20 protein-coding genes, 1 other RNA gene and 2 pseudogenes are annotated in these 25,638 nt (G+C 65.1%); 11 read left to right on the top strand and 12 right to left on the bottom strand.

What is annotated here, in order from left to right; translation table 11 throughout:
• Nucleotides 1-448: 448 nt before the first annotated feature.
• The 3 genes from A5906_RS33575 to A5906_RS33565 all read left to right on the top strand — a co-directional run bounded on the left by A5906_RS33575 (nucleotide 449) and on the right by A5906_RS33565 (nucleotide 7,160).
• On the top strand, nucleotides 449-2,875 hold the full coding sequence (locus A5906_RS33575; protein WP_080139530.1) for a bifunctional diguanylate cyclase/phosphodiesterase: 2,427 nt from the start codon (nucleotides 449-451) through the stop codon (nucleotides 2,873-2,875).
• A gap of 252 nt (nucleotides 2,876-3,127) precedes the next feature.
• Nucleotides 3,128-4,444: an MFS transporter gene (locus tag A5906_RS33570; RefSeq protein WP_080139405.1), complete on the top strand. Its 1,317-nt coding sequence runs from the start codon at nucleotides 3,128-3,130 to the stop codon at nucleotides 4,442-4,444.
• Between the two features lie 136 nt (nucleotides 4,445-4,580).
• Nucleotides 4,581-7,160 (top strand): EAL domain-containing protein, encoded by a 2,580-nt coding sequence (locus tag A5906_RS33565; RefSeq protein WP_080139404.1) that lies wholly within the window; start codon nucleotides 4,581-4,583, stop codon nucleotides 7,158-7,160.
• 34 nt (nucleotides 7,161-7,194) lie between these two features.
• On the opposite strand, the gene A5906_RS33560 is transcribed toward A5906_RS33565, so the two are convergent.
• Nucleotides 7,195-7,830, bottom strand: coding sequence for a response regulator transcription factor (locus A5906_RS33560; protein WP_080139403.1), 636 nt, complete (start codon nucleotides 7,828-7,830; stop codon nucleotides 7,195-7,197).
• A 241-nt stretch (nucleotides 7,831-8,071) separates the two neighbouring features.
• Nucleotides 8,072-8,683: a TetR/AcrR family transcriptional regulator gene (locus A5906_RS33555; RefSeq protein WP_080139402.1), complete on the bottom strand. Its 612-nt coding sequence runs from the start codon at nucleotides 8,681-8,683 to the stop codon at nucleotides 8,072-8,074.
• 131 nt (nucleotides 8,684-8,814) lie between these two features.
• Between A5906_RS33555 and A5906_RS33550 the strand changes: the two genes are divergently transcribed.
• The 5 genes and pseudogenes from A5906_RS33550 (at nucleotide 8,815) to A5906_RS33535 (ending at nucleotide 15,552) form a co-directional block, all read left to right on the top strand.
• Complete coding sequence (locus tag A5906_RS33550; protein WP_080139529.1) at nucleotides 8,815-10,047, top strand: cytochrome P450; 1,233 nt, start codon at nucleotides 8,815-8,817, stop codon at nucleotides 10,045-10,047.
• 154 nt (nucleotides 10,048-10,201) lie between these two features.
• Nucleotides 10,202-13,513 (top strand): annotated as a pseudogene (locus tag A5906_RS33545) (AsmA family protein); the annotation flags it as partial.
• 1 nt (nucleotide 13,514) lies between these two features.
• A pseudogene (locus A5906_RS45540) lies at nucleotides 13,515-13,805 on the top strand (hypothetical protein); the annotation flags it as partial.
• A 348-nt stretch (nucleotides 13,806-14,153) separates the two neighbouring features.
• Nucleotides 14,154-15,278 (top strand): DUF2336 domain-containing protein, encoded by a 1,125-nt coding sequence (locus A5906_RS33540; protein WP_080139401.1) that lies wholly within the window; start codon nucleotides 14,154-14,156, stop codon nucleotides 15,276-15,278.
• Nucleotides 15,279-15,309: 31 nt separating this feature from the next.
• A complete protein-coding gene (locus A5906_RS33535) occupies nucleotides 15,310-15,552 on the top strand; it encodes a hypothetical protein (protein WP_080139400.1) in 243 nt (80 codons plus the stop codon).
• 98 nt (nucleotides 15,553-15,650) lie between these two features.
• Here the strand turns inward: A5906_RS33535 and A5906_RS33530 are convergent, their stop codons facing one another.
• Entirely contained in the window at nucleotides 15,651-15,884 is a 234-nt protein-coding gene (locus tag A5906_RS33530; RefSeq protein WP_080139528.1) for a hypothetical protein, read from the bottom strand.
• A gap of 372 nt (nucleotides 15,885-16,256) precedes the next feature.
• On the opposite strand from A5906_RS33530, the gene A5906_RS33525 reads away from it, so the two are divergent.
• A complete protein-coding gene (locus A5906_RS33525; protein ID WP_080139399.1) occupies nucleotides 16,257-16,742 on the top strand; it encodes a YkgB family protein in 486 nt (161 codons plus the stop codon).
• 60 nt (nucleotides 16,743-16,802) lie between these two features.
• On the opposite strand, the gene A5906_RS33520 is transcribed toward A5906_RS33525, so the two are convergent.
• Nucleotides 16,803-17,300: a GNAT family N-acetyltransferase gene (locus A5906_RS33520; protein ID WP_080139398.1), complete on the bottom strand. Its 498-nt coding sequence runs from the start codon at nucleotides 17,298-17,300 to the stop codon at nucleotides 16,803-16,805.
• Nucleotides 17,301-17,941: 641 nt separating this feature from the next.
• On the opposite strand from A5906_RS33520, the gene A5906_RS33510 reads away from it, so the two are divergent.
• Nucleotides 17,942-18,703, top strand: a complete 762-nt coding sequence (locus tag A5906_RS33510; protein WP_080139396.1) for an outer membrane protein — start codon at nucleotides 17,942-17,944, stop codon at nucleotides 18,701-18,703.
• A gap of 110 nt (nucleotides 18,704-18,813) precedes the next feature.
• Here A5906_RS33510 and A5906_RS33505 read toward each other — a convergent pair whose 3' ends face one another.
• From A5906_RS33505 to ssrA, 8 genes are all read right to left on the bottom strand, one after another.
• Entirely contained in the window at nucleotides 18,814-19,095 is a 282-nt protein-coding gene (locus tag A5906_RS33505) for a hypothetical protein (RefSeq protein WP_080139395.1), read from the bottom strand.
• A 383-nt stretch (nucleotides 19,096-19,478) separates the two neighbouring features.
• Entirely contained in the window at nucleotides 19,479-21,350 is a 1,872-nt protein-coding gene (feoB, locus tag A5906_RS33500; protein ID WP_080139394.1) for a ferrous iron transporter B, read from the bottom strand.
• Nucleotides 21,351-21,387: 37 nt separating this feature from the next.
• Nucleotides 21,388-21,663 carry a FeoA family protein gene (locus tag A5906_RS33495; protein ID WP_018640861.1) on the bottom strand — a complete coding sequence of 92 codons (276 nt, stop codon included), beginning with the start codon at nucleotides 21,661-21,663 and terminating at the stop codon, nucleotides 21,388-21,390.
• Nucleotides 21,664-21,780: 117 nt separating this feature from the next.
• A complete protein-coding gene (locus tag A5906_RS33490) occupies nucleotides 21,781-22,032 on the bottom strand; it encodes a ribbon-helix-helix domain-containing protein (RefSeq protein ID WP_080139393.1) in 252 nt (83 codons plus the stop codon).
• Entirely contained in the window at nucleotides 22,029-22,217 is a 189-nt protein-coding gene (locus A5906_RS33485) for a DUF4169 family protein (RefSeq protein ID WP_080139392.1), read from the bottom strand. Before A5906_RS33485 ends, A5906_RS33490 begins: the two co-directional genes overlap by 4 nt.
• 278 nt (nucleotides 22,218-22,495) lie before the next feature.
• Nucleotides 22,496-23,944, bottom strand: coding sequence for a class II fumarate hydratase (gene fumC / locus A5906_RS33480; RefSeq protein WP_080139527.1), 1,449 nt, complete (start codon nucleotides 23,942-23,944; stop codon nucleotides 22,496-22,498).
• Nucleotides 23,945-24,034: 90 nt separating this feature from the next.
• Nucleotides 24,035-24,550, bottom strand: coding sequence for an SspB family protein (locus A5906_RS33475; RefSeq protein ID WP_080139391.1), 516 nt, complete (start codon nucleotides 24,548-24,550; stop codon nucleotides 24,035-24,037).
• Between the two features lie 113 nt (nucleotides 24,551-24,663).
• Nucleotides 24,664-25,030, bottom strand: a transfer-messenger RNA (tmRNA) gene (gene ssrA / locus A5906_RS33470).
• A 95-nt stretch (nucleotides 25,031-25,125) separates the two neighbouring features.
• Between ssrA and A5906_RS33465 the strand changes: the two genes are divergently transcribed.
• Nucleotides 25,126-25,638 (top strand): chromate transporter (locus tag A5906_RS33465; RefSeq protein WP_245327046.1); only part of this gene is annotated, 513 nt, incomplete at its 3' end.

Raw genomic sequence — 25,638 nt, 5'->3', positions numbered from 1 at the left:
TTTGTGATCCCTGCGGTGTGCGCGCTCCTGATCGGCGTGTCTCTGAGCGCGTGCCTCACATCCGATCCCGACAACAAGCCGTCTTATGGCCAGGCAAACGGCAGGAAGTCCGATCGCTAGGACATGTGCCATTTCGGACGTCACGGATTACCAGCTTCGCCGAGCTGGCCGAGAGACTAATTCCGCTTTGATGCCCGCAAGTTCGCCGCTCCGAAAAGGATGGCTTGGGCCCGAGAGCGCTGCCCGTACGTCGACTAATACTCCGGGTAAAACCGGCAACTTAGTTCCAGTCTGCCGCGACTTCCGCGTCAATCGTTAACTAAGCCGCGCAATGCGGCACGCGCAGGTTCTGAAATTGTGCAGTTCTTAACTGCGATCCTTGTCCGATAGCAGTTCCGGTGGCTCAACCAGAAGTTCGCGCCGCCGCGAAGGGGACGTGCGGATCAAGATGGGCGGTCGCGATCGGAACGGTCAGGATCGGAAGCGTGTGACCGGATGGTGGCGTGCGGCGCCGCTGCTCGGCCTGTATCGCCCTGCGCTGGTCGCGATCGCCGTTGGGCTTCTGTTCTCGATCGTCGGCGCCGCCGCCGTCGCGCGCTGGGAAAACCGCGTCAACCGGATCGAGTTCGAGAACGCGGCCGAAACCGAAGCGATCGTCATGCAGAACGGCATGGGCGAGTACATCTCCAGGCTCGTCGCGCTGCGCACGCTGTTCGAATCGACCAATGATGAAGTCACCCGCAGCGAATTCGAGACCTTCAGCGTGCGCCTGTTCGAGCGGCATCCCGGCATGTTGCGCATCGCCTGGCTGCCGCGCGTGACCCGCAAGGGGCGCGCCGAATACGAAGCCGCCGCGGCCGCGGACGGCGTGTCCGGCTACCGCATCAAGTCGCTTCAGGGCGATGTCTTCGAGGTCGCGCCGCAGAGCGACGAATACTTCCCGGTGTTCTATTCGACCCAGCCGAAGACGTCGTCTGTCTACGGCATGAATTACGCGAGCATCCCGGAACGCCTTGCGGCGCTGGAGCGGGCCCGCGACAACGACGGGGTTGCGGCCATCCGTACCCGTCTGTACGAACCCAGGGAGGGCGGTCGGCTGCCCGACGTTCTCGTCGCCATTCCCGTCTATGCCAAGGGAACGTCGCGCGAGACGGTCGCGGAGCGGCGCCGCAATCTGGCCGGCTTCGTGGTCGGCATCTTCGATCTGCCGCTGCTGATCCAGTCCATTCGCGTCACCACCGGAGCGAGCCCCGCGGTCAGTGTGAACGTCTATCCGCCCTTCACCGGCCAGATCGTCAGTCTCGAGGACATGGTGCCGGACTATTCGTCCGCGGCCACCGCGCCGCAGTCGATGCGGGACGTCGCGCGGTCCCTGCACTGGTCGGGCAGTCTCAAGATCGGCGATACGGACTGGCAGGTGCGCGCCATGCCAAAGGCCGGCGGCGCGTTGGTGGCCGGCTATGATCGCGCGGTCGCAGTCCTCACCGTCGGCATGCTGCTCACGCTGTCGCTGTCGACCTATCTGATGCTCGCCAGCCGCAATTCGCGGCGGCTGTCGCTGGCGAACCGGCGGGTGCTCGAGCTCGCCCAGACCGACATCCTGACCGGCCTGCCGAACCGCGCCTTCTTCCTCGCCCGGCTCGACGAGCTCAACAGCCAGCTGAACGAGGCCAGCGCGGCCTTCTCGATCCTGATGCTCGACCTCGACCGCTTCAAGAACGTCAACGATTCCCTCGGTCACGGCGCCGGCGACGTGCTGCTGCGCCAGGTGGCGCAGCGGCTGAAATCCGCGCTGCGCGCCACTGATGTGCTGGCGCGGCTCGGTGGCGACGAATTCGCCATCATCCAGGAAGCCTGCGAGGAGCAGCGCGCCAGCTCAACGGAGCTGGCGGGACGCATCGCCAAGCTCGTGGCGCAGCCGTTCCTGCTGCCCGGCCATCGCGTCGAGATCGGCACCAGCATCGGCATCGCGATCGCGCCGGATCACGGCACCGATCAGGAGCAGTTGCTGAAGAAGGCCGACCTTGCGCTCTATCGCTCGAAATCGGCGGGCCGCAATTGCTTCACAGTGTACGACGAGGCGATGTCGGCGGAGCTCGAGGCGCGTAACACGCTGGAAGGGGATCTGCGGGACGCTATCGCCCGCTGCCAGCTCGAGGTGCACTACCAGCCGTTCGTCGATGCCACGAGCGGCGCGCGGCGCGGCTTCGAGGCGCTGGTGCGCTGGCGGCATCCGAGCCGCGGCCTGATCCCGCCGGATCAGTTCATTCCGCTAGCCGAGGAGACCGGGTTGATCGTTCCGCTCGGCGAGTACGTGCTGCGGCGCGCCTGCGCGGATGCGGCCGGCTGGCCTTCCGACCTGATGGTCGCCGTGAATCTCTCGCCGATCCAGTTCAAGGAAGCCGAGCTGTTCGAGATGATCTGCGCGGCATTGGCCGATTCCGGCCTGTCACCCGAGCGACTGGAGATCGAGATCACGGAATCCGTGCTGCTGGAGCGCGGCGTCGAGAACCACGCCTTCATGGAGCGGCTGAAGGGCATCGGTGTCGAGCTGGCGCTCGACGATTTCGGCACGGGCTACTCGTCGCTCAGCTATCTCACCGCGTTCCCGTTCGACAAGATCAAGATCGACAAGTCGTTCATCCGCAACCTCACGCATCAGCCGCGCTCATCCGCCATCATCTCCTCGATCGTGACGCTGGCGCGCGGGCTCGACATGTCGGTCACCGCCGAGGGCGTCGAGACCAGCGAAGAGTTCGAGCGGCTGAGGGCGCTGGGCGTCAACTTCGCCCAGGGCTATCTGTTCGGGCGCCCCCAGCCGGTCGACGAGATCGACCTGGATGCGACCGAATCCTCCCAGCTCGACGCCGCCTGAGCACGCGCCTCGTCCTTCGAGACGGCCGCTTCGCGGCCTCCTCAGGATGAGGCCAAGCGGCATCGCTGGCTGTTGAAACTGTAACCGCGCACTCCGTCCTCATCCTGAGGAGCCCGCCTCAAGCGAGCGTCTCGAAGGATGGGCCGCGGAAAACCACTCTCAAACGCGATTGCGCTGCCGCTCTGCGCGAAAAGCGCTTGACCCGGACACCCTCAGATGGTCCGAAGGATCGTCCAGGGATGAAATAGAAAAATGCGGCTTCCGTTCTTCTACGGCTGGGTCGTGGTCGCGGTGACGTTTGTCACCATGGCCATCGGGGTCAACGCGCGCACCGCCTTCTCTCTGTTCTTTCCGCCGATCATCTCCGAATTCGGCTGGGAGCGCGGCATCACCGCGGGCGCGTTCTCGTTCGGCTTCGTGGCCTCCGGCGTGGCGAGCCCGCTGATCGGCCGTCTGATGGATCGCGCCGGTCCGCGCGCGGTGATGGAGCTCGGGGTCGCGCTGATGGGCGGCGGGCTGCTGCTGGCACCCCTGACCAGCCAGCCCTGGCATCTCTATCTCACCATCGGCGTCATGGTCGGCGCCGGCAGCGTCTGTCTCGGCTATTCCGGCCAGTCGCTGTTCCTGCCGAACTGGTTCATCCGCAAGCGCGGCTTCGCCATCGGCATCGCCTTTGCCGGCGTCGGCATCGGCTCGGTGACGCTGCTGCCATGGGTGCAGCACATGATCGAGCAGACAGGCTGGCGCACCGCCTGCACCGCGATGGGGCTGCTCGTCCTGATCGTGCTGGCGCCGATCAATCTGCTGCTGCGCAAGCGCCCCGAGGATATCGGTCTTCAGCCGGATGGCGATGCGGCGCCGACCGCCGGCGCGGCAAAGCCGATCTCCAACGTCGTCGATCCCGTCTGGGTCAATACCGAATGGACGCTGAAGCGCGCCGTCGCGACCGCGCGCTTCTGGTGGATCGCAATCGGCTATTTCTCCGGCCTGTACATCTGGTACGCCGTGCAGGTGCATCAGACCAAATTCCTGCTCGATATCGGCTTCAGCCCCGGTGTCGCGGTGTGGGCGCTCGGCATCGTCAGCCTGCTCGGCATTCCCGGCCAGATCGTGCTGGGCCATGTCTCCGACCGCATCGGGCGCGAGTGGGTCTGGGCGATCAGCTGCGCAGGTTTTGTCGTCTGCTTCGGCGCGCTGATCGCACTGAAATATCTGCCTTCGCTCTGGCTCGTCTATGTCATGGTCTTCACGCAGGGCGCGCTCGGTTATGGTCTCACCTCGATCATGGGCGCGGTGGTGTTCGAGATATTCCAGGGCAGGCACCAGGGCAGTATTTTCGGCACCATCATGCTGGCGGCCCTGGCGGGCGGCGCGGCCGGTCCCTGGGTGACGGGCGTCCTCTATGATCGCGCCGGCGACTACACGCTGGCGTTCGGTATTGCCATGGTTGTGAGCGGCTTGTCGGCGCTTTCGATCTGGCGGGCGTCGCCGGGCAAGGTGCGCGCGGTGGCCGGCCGGCTGCACACGCTCAAACCGGCATCCGAACAGGTTCCGGACACATCGAGATAACTCCGCCGTTTTCGTGAAACGTTAAGCATGGCGCCTCTTGGCCGGGCACGAGGGGACCGCGAAAACATCTTGGACACCATCGGAGCGTTAACCTCTCGTCGATTGCCGTGTTTTCGCGACGCTGCCGGGTCAGACGATGTTCGCCTCCGATCGCCTTGTGACAGAAATTCCGGATGTGCTGCGCGCAGCGCTGGAGCGCGCCGACGATGGCATCGTCATCGTCGATGACGCGCATCGCATTACGCATTTCAACGCTGCGGCGGAGCGGATTTGGAAGCTCGCCGCCGCCGATGTGCTCGGCAGCGATGCCGCCGTTCTGACCCTCAATTGTCTTCACGGCGGAGCGACCACTGATTTCCGCGACGAGATCAGCCTCGCGCGGTGCGACGGCAGCCGTATCAAGGCGCAGATCGCGATGTCGTCGGCGAATGTCGCGGGCGCGACCCATCGCATCGTGTTCGCGCGCGATGTCACCCTCGATGCCGAACGCCGCGTCAGGATCGGGCTGCTCCACGCGGTCTCCGACCAGACCAACCGCGCGGTGATCATCACCGACGTCGAGCAGAACATCGTCTACGTCAATTCGGCGTTCACGGCGCTGTTCGGCTATACCAGCGAGGAGGCCGAAGGGCGCCGCGCGGGCGACCTGATCGCCGGCCGTCACACCGATCGCGACGCCGTTGTGAGTCTCGTCAGGCGCCTGATGACTGGCGGCCACGGCGGCGAGGCCGAGCTGCTCGTCTGCGACAAGGACGGCGAGGAGATCTGGGTCTGCGCCCGGATCGATGCTTTCCGCGACAAAAAGGGCCGGGTCAGGCATATCTTCGCGCTGCTGGAGGACATCACCGAGACCAAGCAGCTCCGCTCGCTGCAGCAGCTGATCATGGCGGCGCTCGCCGACGAGGCGCCGATCACCGAGATTGCCGATCGGCTGTGCCGCCGCGTCGAGCAGATCGCGCCCGGCGTCGTCTGCTCGCTGCTGCACGTCGATGCCGCCGGCCTGCTCCATCCGCTGGGCGGTCCGAGCTTGCCCGAGGACTATTCCCGTTCGCTCGACGGCATCGCGATCGGTCCCGAGGTCGGGACGTGCGGAACCGGAGCCTACTACGGCATTCCGGTTCTGGTCGCCGACATCGATGCCGATCCGCGCTGGCAGCCCTACAAGGCGCGACCGCTCGAAGTGGGCTTGCGCGCCTGCTGGTCGACGCCGATCAAGGCCAAGGACGGCCGGGTCATCGGCACCTTCGGTTTCTATTATCGCGAACCGCGGGCGCCGAGCAGATGGCACCGCCAGATCGTCGATGCCTGCGTCAACCTCGGCGCGTTCGCGATCGAGCGCAAGGAGGCGCGCGCCGAAATCGCGCGGCTCGCCTATCACGACATGCTCACCGGCCTGCCGAACCGCGCGCAGCTGCGCCACCTGATCACCACCGCGATCGATGCCTGCCCGACCGGAGGTCATGTCGCGCTCGCCTTCCTCGACGTCGATCATTTCAAGGACGTCAACGACACGCTCGGCCACGCCGCCGGCGACGAGCTCTTGATCCAGCTGGCGCAGCGCCTGCGCGAGCATATCGGCCCCGAGGACATGCTGGGCCGGCTCGGCGGCGACGAGTTCGTCATCCTGCTGCCGCAGCGCAACGCCGAGGCCGCCGAGCGCGTCGCGACCGGAATCACTGAAGCGCTGGCCGCGCCGTTGCGGCTCGGATCGAAGCTGATGCCGATGTCGGCCAGCATCGGCATCAGCCTCTATCCCGATCACGCGACCGACATCGACACCTTGATGCAGCAGGCCGACGCCGCCATGTACATGGCCAAGCAGGCCGGCCGCTCCACCCATCGCCTGTTCAGTGCCGAGATGAACGGCCTCACCGAGCAGCGCCTGGCCCTGATCGCTGCGCTGCGCCGCGCCATCGCGGAGGGCGCGCTGACCCTCAGCTACCAGCCGCAGATCCGCAGTTGTGACGGCGCGATCCACGGCGTCGAGGCGCTGGCGCGCTGGCATGATGCCGAGCTCGGCGACGTCTCGCCGGCCAAATTCATCCCGCTTGCCGAGGAGTGCGGCCTGATCGAGCAGATCGGCCTGTGGTCGGTGCGCGAGGCCTGCCGGCAGATGGCGAGCTGGCGCCGCGCCGGGCTCAATATCCCCAGCGTCTCCGTGAACCTGTCGCCGATCAATTTCCGCAACGTCACGCTGGCCGCGCGCCTGAAGGATATCCTCGTCGAATACGATCTGCCGCCGGATGCCCTGATGCTCGAGATCACCGAGGGCGCGTTCATGCAGGACAGGGTCGCTGCGCTCGAGACCATGAACGCGATCCGCGAGCTCGGCGTCGGGCTCTCGGTCGACGATTTCGGCACCGGCTATTCCAGTCTCAGCCGCCTCGCGCACCTGCCGATCCGCGAGCTCAAGATCGACCGCAGTTTCATGCGCGACATCGAGAAGGACGCAGGCGCCCTCGCCATCGCCACCGCCGTGGTGCGCGTCGGCCAGGGCCTCGGCATGACCGTGGTCGCCGAAGGCGTCGAGACCGAAGGCCAGCGTAGGACGCTGGCCGAACTTGGCTGCGACGTTGTCCAAGGCTTCCTCTATGCCCCTGCGCTCGCCCCCGTCGCCTTCGAGCGCTGGCTGATCGAGCACTGCGCCGAGCAGGCGAGGGCGATGCTGGGAAGGCTGGCGCCGGTTGACGGGATTGCGGTGAAGCGCTCGGCTTAGTCGGCTCTGCGGGGCTAGAGCGCCGCGCGTCACCTCATGCGGTCGCGTCCGGCTCGTCCTTTGCGCCGAGCACGCCGAGCCTTTCGGCGATCCTGACCAGGTCGACCACCGATTGGACCTGAAACTTGTCCATGATCGCGCGCCGATGCGCCTTGATCGTCCGCTCGGCGTTGCCGAGCTCCCGCGCGGCATGCTTGTTCGTCTTGCCCTGCACGATGATCTGGAAGACCTGCAGCTGGCGCGGGGTGAGGGTCGAAAGCCGGCTCCGAAGCGCTTCAAGCTCGCCGTCGAGTTCGCGCGCGTCGCGATGCCGCGCGATCGCGCGTGCGATGGCTCTGAGAAGAACATCCGGGCCAACAGGCTTGATCAGGAAGTCGTCCGCCCCCGCCTTGATCGCCTTCACGGTGGTGCTGACGTCCGGATAGGCGGTCAGAAAGATGATGGGCAGCGTCGAGCCGCGCTCGGTCAGGCGGCGCTGCAGCTCGAGCCCACTCATGCCCGGCATCCGGACGTCCAGAAGGATGCAGCCCTTGTTTTCGTCCGGCTGCTGGTCGAGCAATTGCTGCGCCGATGCATAAGTGGCGACGCGGTATCCGCTCGCCTCCAGAACCTGTTGGATAGCCGTTAGATATGACGCGTCGTCATCCACGACATGGACGATGCCGGGCAATGATGTCTCCTGAACGAAAAGTAGCTGCTGTGCTCGCTTTTCTTGCTTGTTGGTACAGCGCCTTCTCGCCCGGTCGTTGCCGGATCACGTCGCTCTTGATTGGCAGTTACGTCCTGGAATCGCGAGGTGCAAATTAAATTTGTTTCAACATGCGGCACCGGACCTCTGGTGTGTCCTTTTGATCGCAAACGCGCGCACGAGCAGAGCCGAACGAAGCGACGTCGCGATCCGAAACCACGCCCTAATTAGACGAAAGTCCTGTCCTGCGCCGCAAATCCGTAATTGCACGCAGAAAGCTGTCGGCCGGCGTCGTGTCGGGATCGATCAGCCGGTGCAGGCGAAAGCCGTCTTCCAGCGCCAGCACGACGGAGGCCATCCAGGGCGGGTTCAGCGCGTTGTTCCGTCCGTTGCCCTTCAATGTCGCCTCGACGATGTCGGCGACCAGCTTGCGCCGCGCGCGCAGGCGTTTGGCAAGTTCCGGCCGGCGCTTCTCGGCGCGCGCGACGTAGAGGATCATCTCCATGTGAAGGAGGGGCGCGCGGCCGAGCGGATCCTGCTTGCTGCGGTCCATCGACTTCAGTGCCGCGATGAAATCGTCGAGATTGTCGTGCTGGGCGAGGATGTCCATGTTGCGCCGGATCGACTGCTCGACATGGTCCTCGAGCATGGCGATGATCAGTTCGTCCTTGCTCTTGAAGTTGGAATAGAACGCGCCGCGGGTGAAGCCGGCGGCGGCCGCGATCGCCTCGATGCTGGCGCCGCCGATGCCGTCCTCCTCGAACACGCGCGCGGCCGCCTCGAACAGCGCCTCGCGCGTGTCGTCCCTGGTCGGCCTGGTTCTCACCCTTGACATCGGACGAGGTTAGGGCAGAATGCAACTCGATACAACTATGTATCGAATTGATAATTAAAAGGGGTGGTTGCGCCGCGCGGGCAGGGGCTGCCGGCGTATTCGTGTCATGCGGCAACCGGTTCGAGGTCACCATGAACGAGCAAGTGCAGAACGCCGGCGGTGATCCGCTGTTCAACCCGCTCTCGCCGGACTTCATCCGCGATCCCTATCCGCATTACGACCGGTTGCGCGCGATCGAGCCGATCCATGTGACGCCGTTCGGCCAATTCGTCGCCAGCCGCCATGCCGACGTCAGCCTCGTGATGCGCGACAAGCGCTTCGGCAAGGATTTCGTCGAGCGCTCCAAGCGCCGCTACAGCGAAAAGATTATGGACGAGCCGGTGTTCCGCAGCATGAGCCACTGGATGCTGCAGTCTGATCCTCCGGATCACACCCGCCTGCGTGGTCTCGTCGTAAAGGCCTTCACCGCCCGCCGCATCGAGGACATGCGGCCGCGCATCCAGGAGATCGTCGACCAGGCCATCGATGCCGTGATCGCGCGCGGCCATATGGACCTGATCGAGGATTTCGCCTTCCGCCTGCCCGTCACCATCATCTGCGACATGCTCGGCATCCCCGAGGACCATCGCGAAGTCTTCTACAAGAGCTCGCGCGACGGCGGCCGGCTGCTCGATCCCGTGCCGCTCTCGCCGGAGGAGATCGCCAAGGGCAACGCCGGCAACATGATGGCGCAGATGTATTTCCAGCAGCTGTTCGAGCTGCGCCGCAGAGATCCCGGCGACGATCTCATCACGCAGCTGGTGCAGGCCGAGGAAGACGGCCACAAGCTCACCAACGAGGAGCTGACCGCCAACATCATCCTGCTGTTCGGCGCCGGCCACGAGACCACCGTCAATCTGATCGGCAATGGCCTGCTCGCGCTCCACCGCAATCCGGACCAGCTCGCGCTGCTGAAGGCGCGGCCGGAGCTGATGGCGGGCGCGATCGAGGAATTCCTGCGCTACGATTCCTCGGTGCAGATGACCGGACGGGTCACGCTGGAGGACATCGAGGATCTCGGCGGCAGGCAGATCCCCAAGGGCGAGACCGTGCTCTGCCTGCTCGGCTCGGCCAACCGCGATCCCGCCGTTTACCCTGATCGTCCCGACCGGCTCGATGTCACCCGGCAGAACGTGAAGCCGCTGTCGTTCGGCGGGGGCATCCATTTCTGCCTCGGGGCCCAATTGGCGCGCATCGAGGCCGAGATCGCCATTGCCACGCTCTTGCGGCGGCTGCCTGACCTGCGCATCGACGACGTCGAGAACCCGAAATGGCGGCCGACCTTCGTGCTGCGCGGCCTGACGCAGCTTCCCGCCAGCTGGTGAAGCCGCGGAGTTAACCTCCGCGCGCAACAGTCGCTGTGACTTCGCCACACTTCCCTCTATATAAGGGGCTGTTCCGGCGCGCCTGAAGCCTCAAGGCCAAGGTTTGCAGGGGCCAAGGTTTGGCCCGGGTGCCGGTTTGGCCGAGGGGAGACCCGTGCAGACGACGCTGCTCGGATTGGCGATTGCCTTCATCTTAGCGCTTCTGGCCGCGCTGATCGGGCCTTACTTCATCGACTGGAACCAGTTCCGGCCCCAGTTCGAGGCGGAGGCCGGCCGGATCATCGGCGTGCCGGTGCGGGTGGCGGGTGAACTCGACGCGCGGCTCTTGCCGGCGCCGACCCTGCGGCTGCGCTCCGTGACCTTCGGCGGCAACAACGATCTCGGCCGGCTGCGCGCCGACAAGCTCGACGTCGAGTTCAGCCTCGGCTCCCTGATGCGCGGTGAATGGCGCGCCACCGAGCTGACGGTCGGCGGCATGGCGGTCGATCTCGGCCTCGATGCGCGCGGACGCGTCGATCTGCCGTCTACCGCGAGCGGCAGCTTCAACCTGGCCTCGCTCGCCATCGAACGGCTGAACCTCACCGGCCGCATCGCGCTGCACGATGCCGCCAGCCGTTCGACGCTGGAGCTGACCGACATCGCCTTCTCCGGCGACGTCCGCTCGCTCGCCGGCTCGGTGCGCGGCGACGGCAGTTTCAAGGTCTCGGGCGCGCGCTACCCGTTCCGCATCTCCTCCGGCCCGAGCGCCGACGGCAGCGCCACCCGGCTGCATCTCAACGTCGATCCCGGCGAGCGCGCGATGCTGGCCGATCTCGAAGGCGTGCTCGCCTTCGAGGGCCGTCAGCCGAAATTCGACGGTGCCCTGATGCTCGCCGTGCCGGTGGTGAAGAAAGCCGGAGAGACCGGACCGACGCCGTGGAAGCTCACGACAAAGCTCAAGGCCGACCCGGCCGGCGCCAAATTCGACCAGATCGATGCGAGCATCGGCACCGACGACAACGCGTTGAAAGTCGGCGGCGTTGGTGACCTCAGGTTCGGTAATTCGCCTTTGCTGCGCGCGGTGCTGTCGGCGCGTCAGATCGATGCCGACAGGCTTGCGGCCAAGGACGATTCCGAGCCGCTGCGCATCCTGCCGGCGCTGCGCGCAGGCCTCGCCGCGATTCCGCAGGCGCCGATCCCGGCGCAGATCGAGTTCAACTCCGACCAGATCATGCTCGGTGGCCGCCCGCTCCAGAACATCGCGGCGGAGCTTGCGACCGACGGCCGGTCCTGGACCTTCCGGCGCCTCGAGCTGCGTGCGCCCGGCGCGACGCAGCTCTCGCTCAATGGCGCAACGCCCGGCGCCGACAGTTTCAGCGGCCGCCTCAACGTCGAATCCTCCGATCCCGATGCGCTCGTGGCATGGCTCCAGGGCCGCAGCGAGATCAACCGCCGCAGCACGCGGCCGCTGCGCCTTGCCGGCGACGTGACGATCGCCGCCAACCATCTCGCCGTTGACAGGCTGAAGGCCGACATCGAGGGCGGCGCCGTCGAGGGGCGGATTGCCTTCGTCCAGACCGGCGCGAACAAGGGCTCGCGGATCGACGCCGAGCTGAAGGCCGACCGGCTCGATCTCGATGCCGCCGCGAGCTTTGTCCGCGCGCTCGCAGGGCCGCAAGGCGAATGGCCGGAGGAGGCAAAGCTTTCGCTTGATGTCGGCCGCGCCATCTCCGCCGGGCAGGAGCTGCGGCCGTTTGCGGCAAGACTCGGCTACTCTCCGGCGTCGCTGTCGCTGGAGCAGTTGCGCTTCGGCCAGACCAGCGGCGTGACCACGGAAGCGAGCGGCAGCTTCGACCGCACCAGGGCCACCGGCAAGCTCGCGCTGAAATCCTCCGCCAATTCCTTGCGCGAGCTCACCGCACTGATCGAGCCGTTTGCGCCGTCGGTGCGTGCGCGCTTCGATGCTCTCCCGTCATTGCCGGGCGCAACGCGCCTCAAGCTCGACCTCAGCCTCGACAAGAACGCCGAGCATGCCGATCGCAGCGACGCCCGTGCCGTGCTCGATCTCGACGCGCCGCAGCTCAAGGCGACCGCGACGCTGGCCGCGCAGACACCGGTCGCGGCCGTAAACGGCATCGATCTCGACAAATTGCGGAGCAGCGACTTCACGTTGGAGTCAAAAGCCTCGACGCCGCAGGCCCGTGCGCTGCTGACCCTCCTCGGCCTCGATCGTATGGTGGCCGCGGGCCAGGGGGCTTCGCAATTCGAGGGTCGCTTGAGCGGTGCCTGGCGGCGGCCGCTGCAATTGAACGCCAAGCTGAGCGGCGGCGGGCTCGACGCCGATGCGCAAGGGACAGTCGAGCCGTCGGAGCCCACGGCCAGCGTCAATCTGCGCGTGCGTAACGCCAACCTCGCGCCGCTGTTAGGAATCAGCCCGGCGGACAAATCCGCGCAGGGCGTCAGCCTGTCCTCGCGCCTCACGCTGTCAGGCAATCGCCTGACCTTCGAGGATCTCGACAGCAGCGCAGGCAGCTCGCATCTGCGCGGGCGCCTCGCGGTCACGCTCGACCAGGACAAGAGCGTCGACGGCGAGGTCGGCCTCGATATGCTCGACCTTGGGACTGCGCTCGCGATGGCGATCGGCGCGGCGGGGCGCGATGCGAGCGAGCCGCTGGGCGCGGGGCTGCTCGGCGGCTGGCGCGGCCGCATCGCCTTCCAGGCGTTGCGCGGCATGATGCCCGGCGGGATCGAGCTGCGGCCGTTCGGCGGCACGATCCGCAGCGACGGCCAGTCGCTCGCGCTCGATGGCCTCAAGGGTGGCGTCGGCGGCGGCGAGATGTCGGCAAGTTTCGACGCGCGCAATGGCGCGAACGGCCTTGCGCTGAACGCGCGCATCGAACTCAGCAATGTCGATGCGACCGTGCTGCGCTATCGCGATCTGGCGCTGCCCAAGGGCCGCACCTCGGTGCAGATGGCGCTGACCAGCCAGGGCCGCAGCGTCGCGGCCCTCACCGGCGCGCTCGCCGGCAACGGCACGGTGACGCTCGAATCCGCCGAGATCTCCGGCCTCAATCCGCGCGCCTTCGAGATCGCCATCCGCGCCAGCGACGGCGGCCAGGTCAGCGACGACAACCGCCTGCGGCAGCTGGTCGAGCCGGCGCTGTCGGCAGGCCCGATTGCGGTCGCCTCGGCGCAGATCCCGTTCACGATCCGCGATGGACGGCTGCGTGTCGGGGCGACGCCGCTGGAGGCGAAGAATGCCCGCGCCATTGTTTCCGGCGGCTACGACATTCCGGCCGACCAGGCCGACATCCGCGCCAGCCTGACGCCGATCATGACGGGACTCTCCGGTGCGCCGCCCGAGATCCAGCTGTTCGCGGCGGGTCCTCCCGACAAGCTCAACCGCACCGTCGATCTCGCGCCGCTGTCGTCGTGGCTTGCGGTGCGCACCATCGACCGCGAGACGCGCCGGCTCGATGCGATCGAGNGCCGCACTGCCGACGCTGGTCGCTCCGGAGACGGCGCCCGAGCAAGCCCCGGCCAATGTGCCGCTGCCCGGCCAGGATCCGCGCCGCGCGCCGCCAAAGGCCAAGGTTGAACCTAAGGCGGCGCCGACGCCGAAGGCGCCGCAGGCCGCTCCCGCAGCGCCAAACCCGCCGCTCGCGAGCCAGCAGGTCGCGCCGCTGCCGCCGCCGATCGAGGTGCGCCCGGCGCCGGGCCCTGCGCCCGCAAAACCCAAGCCGAAGCCCCCACTGGTGCTGACGCCGCAGAATCCGTGAGCGGGATTGGTCTGCGCGAGTTGTGAGCTGCGAGCTTTCTTAGCCTCTCCCGCTTGCGGGAGAGGTCGGCGCGTAGCGCCGGGTGAGGGCTTTTTCCTCTAGGGGGCTATCCCATCGTGGAGACACTCTCTCCCCGACCCTCTCCCGCAAGCGGGAGAGGGAGCGCAGCCCCTTGCCCGCCGGTTAACGCATTGCCTCGCATTTGAACGAATTTTCGTCGGCAAAACTGATTTGCCGGTTTTACCGAATTCTCGCGTTTCATCTCTAGCGTCGGTTCCAGAGGAATTCGACGTCGCGCCAAATGGCGCAACGGTTCGCCAAAGAACGACCAAGAACTGGGGTATCGAGATGAACGGGGCGAAATCGCTTCTGCAGGATCTGGACGACGCAATCGCGCGCGGCACCGACGAAAGCCGGGCTCGCGCCTTGTGGCACGCGACCGATCTTCTGATCACCGGCCGCTATGTCGACGACGAGATCAGCATGTTCGGTGAGGTGATCGGCCGGCTCGCCGACGAGATCGAGGTCGCGGCGCGCGTGCAGCTCTCCGAACTGATGTCGGCCTGCGACCACGCACCGCTCAACGTCATCGAGAAGCTCGCCTTCGACGACGCGATCGAGGTCGCCGGCCCCGTGCTGCGCGACTCCACCCGGATCGCCGAGAAGGTGCTGGTCGAGAGCGCCATGACCAAGGGCCAGGCGCATCTGCTCGCGATCTCGCAGCGCCAGTCGATCGGCGAGGCCGTGACCGACGTGCTGGTCAAGCGCGGCAACCAGGAGGTGGTGACCTCGGTTGCGAGGAACGAGGGCGCGCGCTTCTCCGGCTCGGGCCTCTTGCACATGGTCCGCCGCGCAGAAGGCGATTCGATCCTCGCCGAGCAGCTTGGCCTGCGCAAGGACGTGCCGCGCCACATCTTCCAGCAGCTGATCGCGAAGGCGTCGGAAGACGTCCGCCGCCGGCTCGAGACCGAGCGTCCCGAGATGATGGCGCAGATCCAGAGCTCGGTGACCGAGGTCACCGGCGACCTGCAGTCCAAGTTCGGCCCGTCCTCGCGCAGCTATTTCGTCGCCAAGCGCGTGGTGACCACGCAGTACCGTCAGGGCAACCTCAACCAGGACTCGATCGCGAGCTATGCGCGCCAGCATCGCTTCGACGAGGTGCAGATCGGCCTGTCGCTGCTGTCGGCGCTGCCGGTCGACGTCATCGAACGCGCGCTGATGGACCGCAACCGCGAGATGCTGCTGGTGCTGTGCAAGGCGCTCGACTTCTCCTGGGACACCACCATGTCGCTGCTCTTCCTCGGCGCCAAGGATCATCTGATCACGGCGCGCGACCTCCAGGACAACGAGCGCGAATACGGCCGGCTCAAGATCGAGACGTCGCGCAGCATCCTGAAATTCTACCAGTCGCGCAAGAACAGCGCGGGTGCCGATTCCGCCTCGGGCCGCCAGCCCGAGCTCCAGGTTCACTGAGTAGCGGGAATTCGAGAGGGGAGTATTTGCAATGTTGCCTCAATTCGGCACTGCAGTTCGCAAAAAGGGCCTCAACAAGCCTGCCGCCACCGAACTCGGCGGCGGAGCACCCGACAAGGCCTCGGTGGACGCTGCCTGGCTCGTGCTCGAAGCCGCCAACGATCTCGGCGACCACGCCGCGATCGAGGCCTGCCGCCGCGTCATCGACGCCGAGCTGAACGGCACGGCGGCCCGCGGCTCGGATGTCGAACTCGTGGTGGGATATTTCAGGTAGGCTGCGGCTTGCCGGGCGGCTTCTTCCTTGCGTCCAATGCAAGATACAAAAAGGCCCCGCCGAAGCGAGGCCTCCTTGCTTGATCGTGCAGGCCGGGACTAATCGTCCCAATGATGATAACGACGGATCACGACGCCGCGATCGTAGTCGCGCTCGTGATTGTACCAGCCACGGTGCCAGCCACGGTCATGCTCGTAGATGCGCGCGCGGGGGCCGTCATAATAATCCCTGTCGCCGCCGACATAGACGCCGAAGCCGGCCGCGTTGGCGATCGTGGGGGCACCGATTGCAAGCGTCGCTAGCGCTGCGAGAGCGTAAGTCAGCTTCTTCATCTGTTCCTCCTTGGTTAGTATCGTCACCGGGTCAACGACTGCCGCCATCACCTGTTGCAGGAACGGGTAAGAAACTTTCTTGAATGACTGTTCAGGTCGGTTGCGTTCAGGTGCTTCATCGAAGCAATCCTGATGGAACTGCGTCGGGACCTGTTTCCCTGTTCCCTTGCTCCCTGCCGAAGCGTGAGGGGTTCGCTCCACTTTACCGATCCTGCAAGCTCTCGCTAGTCGTACACGAACACGCCCGTTGCACGCAGCTGTGATCCTTGGAACTACACCACGCGTGTAACGACGAACGCTCCCCTCCGTACTGCCGGTTGCGAACGTTTCGTTCGCGAACGGTGCATGTGCACTCCGGGGAGAAAAGGTCACATGAAGGAGTTCAACGTCGCCGAGAATGGTGGTGGGTCTTATCGGCCTCTCGCCATTCTTCGCTGGGTCATGGTCATCATATTCGTCTCGTTCGGCATGCAGAAATTCACGCTGCAATCCGCGCAGGGCATCGTGCAGTTCATCAGCAACAGCCCGTTCGTCTCCTGGTTGTCGGTGTTCGGCTTGCGGGGAGAGGCCTATGTCCTCGGCGTTGTCGAATTCGTGATTGCGGCATTGCTCGCGGCAGGTAGCTTCAGTCCGGTCTTGTCCGCCCTCGGTTCGCTCATGGGCATGGTCATTTTCGCGGTCACATGGTCGTTCTTCTTCACGACGCCGGGGGTCGTCACGTGGAGCCTCTCATCCGATCCAATGGCATGGAATTTGGCCGGCGAGTTCCTGTTCAAGGACATCGTCCTGCTGTGTGTCTGCGCGGTGCTGTTTCTCGCCTCGTTGCCGCGGTCGATCGTTCCGCTGCGCACCGGCTGAGCGTCAAGCATGCGCGCGTAGGATGGATTTCGCTTCGCCGCATGTTGCGAGGATGCTTCCTCACCGTCGAATACGGTAGATCACGACGTCCTCGCCGTGACGGTTCGTGCTCCGCTCGAGCAGGTAATTCGATTTCTCCAGCACGCGGCGGGATGCACCATTGTCGACATGGACGATGCCAATGAGCGAGGGCAGCGCGAGCTGTGTCAGCCCGATGCGCGTCATCGCGCTCGCGATCTCGCTGGCAAATCCCAGTCCCCAGACACTGCGCGTGAACGCGTAGGCGATCTCGATCTCGTCGATGTCGTCCACCAGGATGTGCCGCAGGCCCGCCCGTCCGGCGAACGCGCCATCTTTCGTACGCAGCGCCCAGAGGCCAAAGCCGTGCTGGTCCCAATGGGCCATGTTGACGTCGAGATATTTCTCCGTCGTCTCCGCCGAGCGCACGCCGCCGAGATAGCGGGACACGTCGGGATCGAGATGGAGTGTGACCAGGTCTGCGAGGTGATCTGCGTGCAGTCGCTCGGCGGTCAGTCTGTCGGTGCTGAAGTGGTCCATGGAAAGAGTTTGCCGCTTTGGAACTGGTCGCGATTTTGATGATGCCATCGTGCCTCTGTTCTGTCCGGCGGGTCAACCGAGGCCCGGTTCGTATACCGGCGCGTCAAAACGCTCGCATAGCAGTGGTCAAGTGACAGCTTGATCTGAATCAAGCACGCGGATGTCGGCCACAGCACAAGGCGGTTGAGTCTTTGTGATTTGTTGGTTGGTACAATGGTCCCGCATTGGTATGTCACCTTCGAAGTTCGCAAGCGAGGCTTACTTCCAAGACAACGCAGCCCGCGTGAGACGAAGACGTTTGCGACGGAGGCCGAGGCCAAGCTGTTCGCGCGCGCAAAGCTCGATGAAGGCCTCGCTGTCTTCGCGGGCACAATCAATCCCCACCTTCCGAGGCGGCTCATTCCGGCGTCCGGCATCGCGGCTTGGCTCCTCGAGGAACAGGACCCCTCTGCAATTCCCGGAACTTCCGACGAGAGCTAAGCACGTTGTCGTGCATAGCAGTCGCGCTTGAGTGTTGCCATTTTGGTACGGGTTGAAACTCCCCTCCCGCGTAGACTCCAGGATGTTCGCAGCACTTATGCACGCCAGCCTGCATAAGGGTTCGCTTCCAACGAAAGAATTTGAGCAAAGGGGACGAGACAATGAAAAAGCTTTCGATCGCTGCGATCGGTTTCGCGGCACTGAGCATGGCGGCTCCGGCCATGGCAGCCGATATGGCCGTCAAGGCAGCGCCGCCGCCGGCGCCGGTGGTGGCGGTTTACAACTGGACCGGATTTTACATCGGTGCCAACGGAGGCTGGGGGCAGAGCCATGGCTGCGTGGATTTTCTGACGCCCGCAGGGACGCTCGCAAGTGGTTGCGCCACTCGCTCCGGAGGCCTCGTTGGCGGACAGATCGGGTACCGTTGGCAGATCAATCAGTTTGTAGTCGGCCTGGAAGCCCAGGGCGATTGGGCCGACATCAAGAACACGCGCGTTACTCTGATCGATCCGCTCATCTCGACCACGGGCAAGACAGATGGCATCGGGCTGTTCACGGCCCAGCTTGGTTGGGCATGGAACGCCTCGCTGCTCTACGTGAAGGGCGGCGCCGCCGTGACGCGAAATCGCTTTGACGTCTTCAATAATGTCACGGGCGTCGGCCTCGCCTCCGCAGGTCACACGCGCTGGGGCGGCGCCCTGGGTGTCGGTTGGGAGTATGGCTTCACGCCGAACTGGTCGGTCGGCATCGAATACGACCATCTCTGGATGGGGCGTGACAACACCACCTTCGGAGCCGGCTTCGTCACACCCGGTGGATTCACCCTCACAGGCAGCGGCGTCACCCAGGACATCGACATGGTCACGCTTCGCGTGAACTACCGGTTCGGCGGTTACGGTGCGCCAGTCACGGCGCGCTATTGAACCAAGGTTTTCCAATGAACTCAGGCCCCGGCATCGACCGGGGCCTTTTTCATGGGGAGCCAATAAAACGCGAGGGATGTCCGGTATCAATTCGTGCGCCCGCACGCCCTTCAATAGCAGGGCGGGTAGGGGTAGTAGCCACAAGCCCGGCGATAGCCATAGGCCCCATAGGCTGCGGCTCCCGCCGCTGCCGCGCCGTAATACGCGCGCCGATGGACCCTTCGGTTGACGCCGGCAACGCTCATCGGCGTAAGGGGACGCCCGACACGGGCCTCGGCTGTGTCAGCGGACACGGTCAGTGCATCCACCGGCGAGTAACGGAGCGACAGCGGAGCTGCCGTGAACAGCGCGGCGGTTACGAACAGTCCGATCAGCTTGGCATGTCCAGTCATGTGCTCTCTCCCTTTGCAGGATGAGAAAACGTGGCATGCCGATGAGCTCGACCATTGACCGAAATCAATGGAGTGCAATTCCGAATGAATCGCGGGGATGGTGCCGAAGCCGCATCGGGCCATTCTTTCCACGATGCGAGTCTGCTCCTGTTTTGCCCGACGGTGCAACCCGGGAGTCCGTGGCCTGGATGAAGCGTAAGCGTAATCCGGGTCCGGTCGTGCGTTGCGCGAAAATCCCGGATCACGCGGAGCCTGTCATCAGGCGGCACGGCGCTGCTCCAGGCTAGCGTCGGACGATTTTCGGGCACACCCGTAAGCCATTGATTTCGCAACCCCCGCCTACTGTGCATGGGGTTGTTTTCGCAGTTTGGCTTCGAGACGGGCTATCCCGCGCCCAGCGCCACTGCGACGTTGTACGTCACGAGGCTCGCCGCGTAGGCCAGCACCAGCATGTAGGTGAAGGTGACGGCCATCCATCCCCAGCTTCCGGTCTCGCGCCGGATCACCGCGAGGGTGGAAGCGCATTGCGGAGCGAAGATGTACCAGGCCAGCATCGACAGCGCGGTGGCGAGTGACCATTTCGTCGCCAGCACCTGGCCGATCTGCTCGGCCGCTTCCTTGCCGCCTTCGATCGCATAGACGGTGCCGAGTGCTGCGACCGCGACCTCGCGGGCCGCCATGCCGGGGATCAGGGCGACTGCGATCTGCCAGTTGAACCCGACGGGGGCGAGCAGCGGCTCGAGCGCCTTGCCGATCATGGCGGCGAGGCTGAAGTCGATCGCAGGCTCGGTGCTGCCTGCCGGCGGCTGCGGGAACGAGGCCAGGAACCAGATCAGCACCATCATCGAGAAGATCGTGGTGCCGGCGCGCTGCAGGAACATCTTGGCGCGCGTGTAGATGCCGATCGCGATCGATTTCAGCCTGGGCAACTTGTAGTCCGGCAGCTCCAGCATGAACGGCGCCGGGGCATAGTCGCGGATCATGAAGAACTTGATCACGAACGAGACGGCCAGCGCGCTGATGATGCCGGTGGCGTAGAGCCCGAACATCACGAGGCCCTGCAGGTTGATGAAGCCCCAGACGTCCTTCGCCGGGATGAAAGCCGAGATGATCAGCGTGTAGACCGGGATGCGCGCCGAGCAGGTCATCAGCGGCGCGATCAGGATCGTGGTCAGCCGGTCGCGCTTGTTGTCGATCACGCGCGTCGCCATGATGCCGGGAATGGCGCAGGCAAAGCTCGACAGCAGCGGAATGAAGGCGCGGCCGTGCAGGCCGGCGCCGCCCATGATGCGGTCCATCAGGAACGCGGCGCGCGCCATGTAGCCGAAATCTTCCAGCAGCAGGATGAACAGGAAGATGAGGATGATCTGCGGCAGGAACACGATCACACTGCCGACGCCGGAGATCACGCCGTCCTGGAGGAAGCTCTGGAGCAGCCCGTCGGGCAGGGTGGCTTTCACGAGCTCGCCGAGCGCGTCGAAGCCCGACTTGAGCAGATCCATCGCCGGCTGCGCCCAGGCGAACACCGCCTGGAACATCACGAACAGGATCAGCGCCAGCACGATGAGCCCGCCGACCGGATGCAGCACCACGGCATCGATCCGCGCGGTCCAGGTGTCGGGGCGAGCAGGCAGGCTGACGCAATCGGCGATGATGCGGTCGGCCTCGCGCTGCGTGGCGCGCAGCTCGGAGACGCTGAGCGCGCGCCAGCTGTTCTCCTGTGGTTCAGCGGCAAGCCTTGCGGAAATCTCGTCGGTCAGCGCCAGCAGGTCGGCCGTGCCGCCCTTGCGTACCGCGATCGAGGTCACCACCGGCACGCCGAGCTCCTTGGCGAGCCGCTCGACGTCGACCGTGATGCCGCGGCGGCTCGCAATGTCGAACATGTTGAGGACGAGGATCATCGGCCGTCCGGTGCGCTTCAGCTCCAGCAGCAGGCGGATGGTCAGGCGCAGATTGGTGGAGTCGGCCACACACAGCACGAGATCGGGCACGGTCTCGCCGGAGGCCTTGCCGAGCACGAAGTCGCGGGTGATCTCCTCGTCCGGGCTGCGGCCGCGCAGCGAGTAGGTGCCGGGCAGGTCGACCACGGAGACCTGGCGGCCGAGCGGGGTGACGAAGAAGCCTTCCTTGCGCTCGACGGTGACGCCGGGATAGTTCGCGACCTTCTGCCGGCTGCCGGTCAGGGCATTGAACAGCGAGGTCTTGCCGCTGTTGGGCGTGCCGACCAGGGCGAGATGCAGCAGGGGAGCTTCCATGGGATCAAGGGCCTGGGGGCAGATATCCGGTCGCTGACTAGGCGACGATGATGGCCATGGCTTCGCGCCGGCGGACCGCGATCGTGATGCTGTCGACCCTGACCGCGATCGGATCGCGCCCGACCAGCCCCTCGTGCAGGACCTCGACCCGGGCCCCCTCGACGAAGCCAAGCTCGATCAGGCGGCTCTCCAGCTCGATGTCCGAAAGCGCAGAGCCCGTGTCCTTGGTGGAAAGGTGCTGAATGACGCCGGTATAGCCGCGCAGGGCCAGACCCAGCGGCATATGCGGGCGCGTATCATCATGGTCGGTCATGCCCTGTATTTTCAACGGAGGGCATCGAGGTCAAGCGCACGCGGCGGCCGAAACTGCACCTTAGAGTGATTTTAAAGTACAGGCGTCCGAAGGCGCGACGGAACGACGTCCCGGCGGCTACTGCGCCGGGACCTTGTCCGGCTGGGCGGCCATGGCCCGGCTCTTGAAGTAGTCGAGAACGAACAGGCGGATCGCCGAGGACAGGTTGCCCTGCTGGCGGGCACCGTCGATCTCGCCGACGAGCTCGGACAGCGTCATGTTACGCAGGCCCGAAATCTCCTTCATGCCATTCCAGAACGCCTCTTCCAGGCTGACGCTGGTCTTGTGGCCGGCGACGACGATCGACCGTTTCACGACGGGCGACTTCATGGCTGCTCCTCGCGATCGATCTGATGCTGGTCCAGGTGCGCCTTCGCCTTGTCCGCGCGCGTCTCCTCCGCCGACCGCTCCGCCTTGGTGCGACCGAACTTCGCCCGGTTGACGTCCGCCTGCTTCGCCGAGGCTTCCCGCTCGGCGCGCTTCCTGAAACGATTCAGGTTGATGACGTTCCCCATGCCGCGTCTCCATCATCCGATCCTCTCGAGGCAGGATGAAACATTCAGAAACAGGGTGGCGCATTGCGCCCCAAAAGACTTGATCGCCATTCGCTCGTCCTCGTCAATCGGCCCTTCGGGCCATCAAACGATGAATTTCGCCCCGTCAAGGGCGGTGGGGCTGCGTAACACGCCGCCCCCCCGGGACATTGACGGTAATCAAATCCCGCCCCCAAAACTGCATATTTCTGAGCGTCCGGCGTCCGTATCATTACGGATGACTATCGGAATTCGGAAATCTACCCGGGGCTGGTCATCTTCTCCGGGCGCACCAGGCGGTCGAATTCATCGGCCAAAACGAAGCCGAGCCGCAGCGCCTCCTCCTTCAGCGTGGTGCCATTGGCATGCGCGGTTTTCGCCACCTTGGCGGCGTTGTCGTAGCCGATCTTCGGGGCCAGCGCCGTCACCAGCATCAGCGAGCGCTCCATCAGCTCCCTGATGCGTTTTTCGTCGGCGCGGATGCCGCTGACGCAATGCTCGGTGAAGGAGCGCGCGGCGTCCGCCATCAGGCGGATCGAGTGCAGCATGTTGTAGGCCAGCACCGGCTTGTAGACGTTGAGCTCGAAATGGCCCTGGCTGCCCGCGACCGTGATGGCGGTGTGATTGCCGAACACCTGGCAGCACACCATGGTCATCGCTTCGCACTGCGTCGGATTGACCTTGCCCGGCATGATCGAGGAGCCCGGCTCGTTTTCCGGCAGGATCAGTTCGCCGAGCCCCGAGCGCGGACCCGAGCCGAGCAGGCGGATGTCGTTGGCGATCTTGAACAGGCCTGTTGCGACCGAATTGATGGCGCCGTGCGCCAGCACATAGGCATCGTTCGAGGCCAGCGCCTCGAATTTGTTGGCGGCGCTGGTGAAGGGCAGTTTCGTAATCCCGGCAACGTGCTTTGCGAACAGCTTGGCAAAGCGCGGCTTCGAGTTGAGGCCGGTGCCGACCGCGGTGCCGCCTTGCGCGAGCGGGTAGAGGTCCTTCACCGCGACCTTGAGCCGCGCGATGCCGCCCTCGACCTGCGCGGCATAGCCGGAAAATTCCTGGCCGAGCGTCAGCGGCGTCGCGTCTTGCGTGTGGGTGCGGCCGATCTTCACGATCTTGGAAAATTCCTTCTCCTTCTTGCGCAGCGCGCGGAGCAGCTCGCCGAGAGCAGGAACGAGATCTGCATTGATGCGGCTTGCGGCCGCGATATGCATCGCGGTCGGAAACGAGTCGTTCGACGACTGGCTCATGTTGACGTGGTCGTTGGGATGCACCGGCTTCTTGGCGCCGAGCTCGCCGCCGAGCAGCTCATTGGCGCGGTTGGCGATCACCTCGTTGAGGTTCATGTTGCTCTGCGTGCCGGAGCCGGTTTGCCACACCACCAGCGGGAAATGATCGTCGAGGCTGCCGTCGATCACCTCGCGCGCGGCGCGGATGATCGCGCTGGCGCGGCGCTGGTCGAGCAAGCCGAGCTCACGGTTGGACTGCGCGGCCGCGAGCTTGACGATCCCGAGCGCATGCACCAGCGAGATCGGCATGCGGTCCGTGCCGATGCGAAAATTCTGGCGTGATCGCTCAGTTTGCGCCCCCCAATAGCGATCGGCGGGCACTTCGATGGGACCGAAGCTGTCGGTCTCGACGCGGGTTGCGGGGCGGGCAGTCTTCGAGTTAGCGGGCTTGGAGCGGGAAGCTTTGGCCATGAGCACATCCATTCTGCCGCGCGAGATGCCGCACGGCCTCTTCATGTGCTCTTCTATATAGCCAGTTTGGCTGGACGCGATGGCTTCGCGCGACAGCCTAGATCATTTCTTGCGGAAACGATCGAGCCGCACAACCTCGGCACCGCCCTGGTTCGGCGGGGTCGGCTCTTCCGTGGTCTCCACCTTCTCGGCGGCCGCAGGCACCGATACAGACGAAGCGGCAGGGGCGGCCGGCAAATTCTCCGGCGCCACTTCCGCGACGTCGGAGGTGTCGAACTGGAGGCCGAACTTCACGGACGGATCGAGGAAGCTCTTGATGGCGCTGAACGGCACCACCAACCGTTCCGGAATGCCACCGAAGGACAGGCCGACCTCGAAGCGATCCTCGAGCACGGTCAGATCCCAGAACTGGTGCTGGAGGATGATCGTCATCTCTTCCGGATATTGCGCCAGCAGCCGCGAGGACAGCTTCACGCCCTCGGCCTTCGACACGAAGGTGATGAAGAAGTGGTGCTCGCCCGGCAGTCCATGGGACGCGGCATCGGTCAGCACCTTCCGCAGCACGCCGCGCAGCGCGTCGCGGGCCAGCACATCGTATCGGATATGATCGGTCGCCATGGTGGTCCTGTTGCATTCCAGGAGTTGGGCCCTGCTGGCCCGACTCGCCAGGCCGCGATAGTACCGCGCCTAACGGGTCAGCAGGAGTCCCCGCCGGGGGGAAATAGAAGGCAAGTGGAGGCTTCTGTTGCCAGGTGCCTCCGAACCCCGCCTAGCGGAGCTTAACCCGCTAGGACTTTAAAGTGGTCTTTCAAACTGCGTTACGCAGCCTGAGCAACCGGAGCAAAGTTGTCGTTGGCAACTATTGCAGTAGCCCGATAACGGCGGAACAATACCGGGAAAAAGCACGCCCTTTACGCCCTCGTCGATCCTATTTCGCCCCCGCCAAAGCCCAGCTTCGGCTCGCCCGATGGGTGGGCTTTGGTGGAGGCGCCGGGTACCGCCCCCGGGTCCGAATGGTTTATTGCGACGACCGTTTATTTCCATAGCCGGCGAACCGGCACCCCCAATATAAGGGGCAAAGGTTTCAAAAAACAGAGGTTTCGAGCGGTGATGTGCGGTTCCCTTTGGATAGGTTCCGCAGGGCCGCAGGTCTGACCTTGGCCGCGCCGCGGCCCTCGTTCTAAGCTGCTGACATGTCCATGGATTCAGTACCGGCCACCCAAGAGCCGGATCGTGTCGCATTGAGCGGCCCCCCGCCCAGCCTGGGTGCGCTGTTCATGGCCTTTGCCCGGATGTCGCTGGCAGGTTTCGGCGGGGTCCTGGTGTTTGCCCGGCGGGCGATCGTCGAGCAGCACCGCTGGCTGACGGCGGACGAGTTCAACGAGACCTTTGCGCTCTGCCATTTCCTGCCCGGCCCCAATATCGTGAATCTGTCGATGGTGTTCGGCGCGCGGCTTCGCGGGATCGCGGGCGGGGTTGCGGCCTTCGCCGGGTTGCTGCTGCCGCCCACCCTGATCATGACCGTGCTCGCGATCGCCTATGCCCGGTTCGGCGATATCGAGGTCCTGCGTCGCATCCTCGCAGGGATCTCCTGTGCCGCGGTCGGCCTCCTGGTTGCGGTGGTGTTCCGCATGATGACGCCGCTCCTGAGGCGGATGGAGGCCGTCGCGCTCATCCTGATGCTCGGCGTCTTCTTGGCCATCGGC

It is taken from the genome of Bradyrhizobium sacchari (assembly GCF_002068095.1).
Taxonomy (GTDB): Bacteria; Pseudomonadota; Alphaproteobacteria; order Rhizobiales; family Xanthobacteraceae; genus Bradyrhizobium; species Bradyrhizobium sacchari.
The sequence above is the reverse complement of the archived record's forward strand: the minus strand, read 5'-3'. Positions and strand labels throughout refer to the sequence as shown.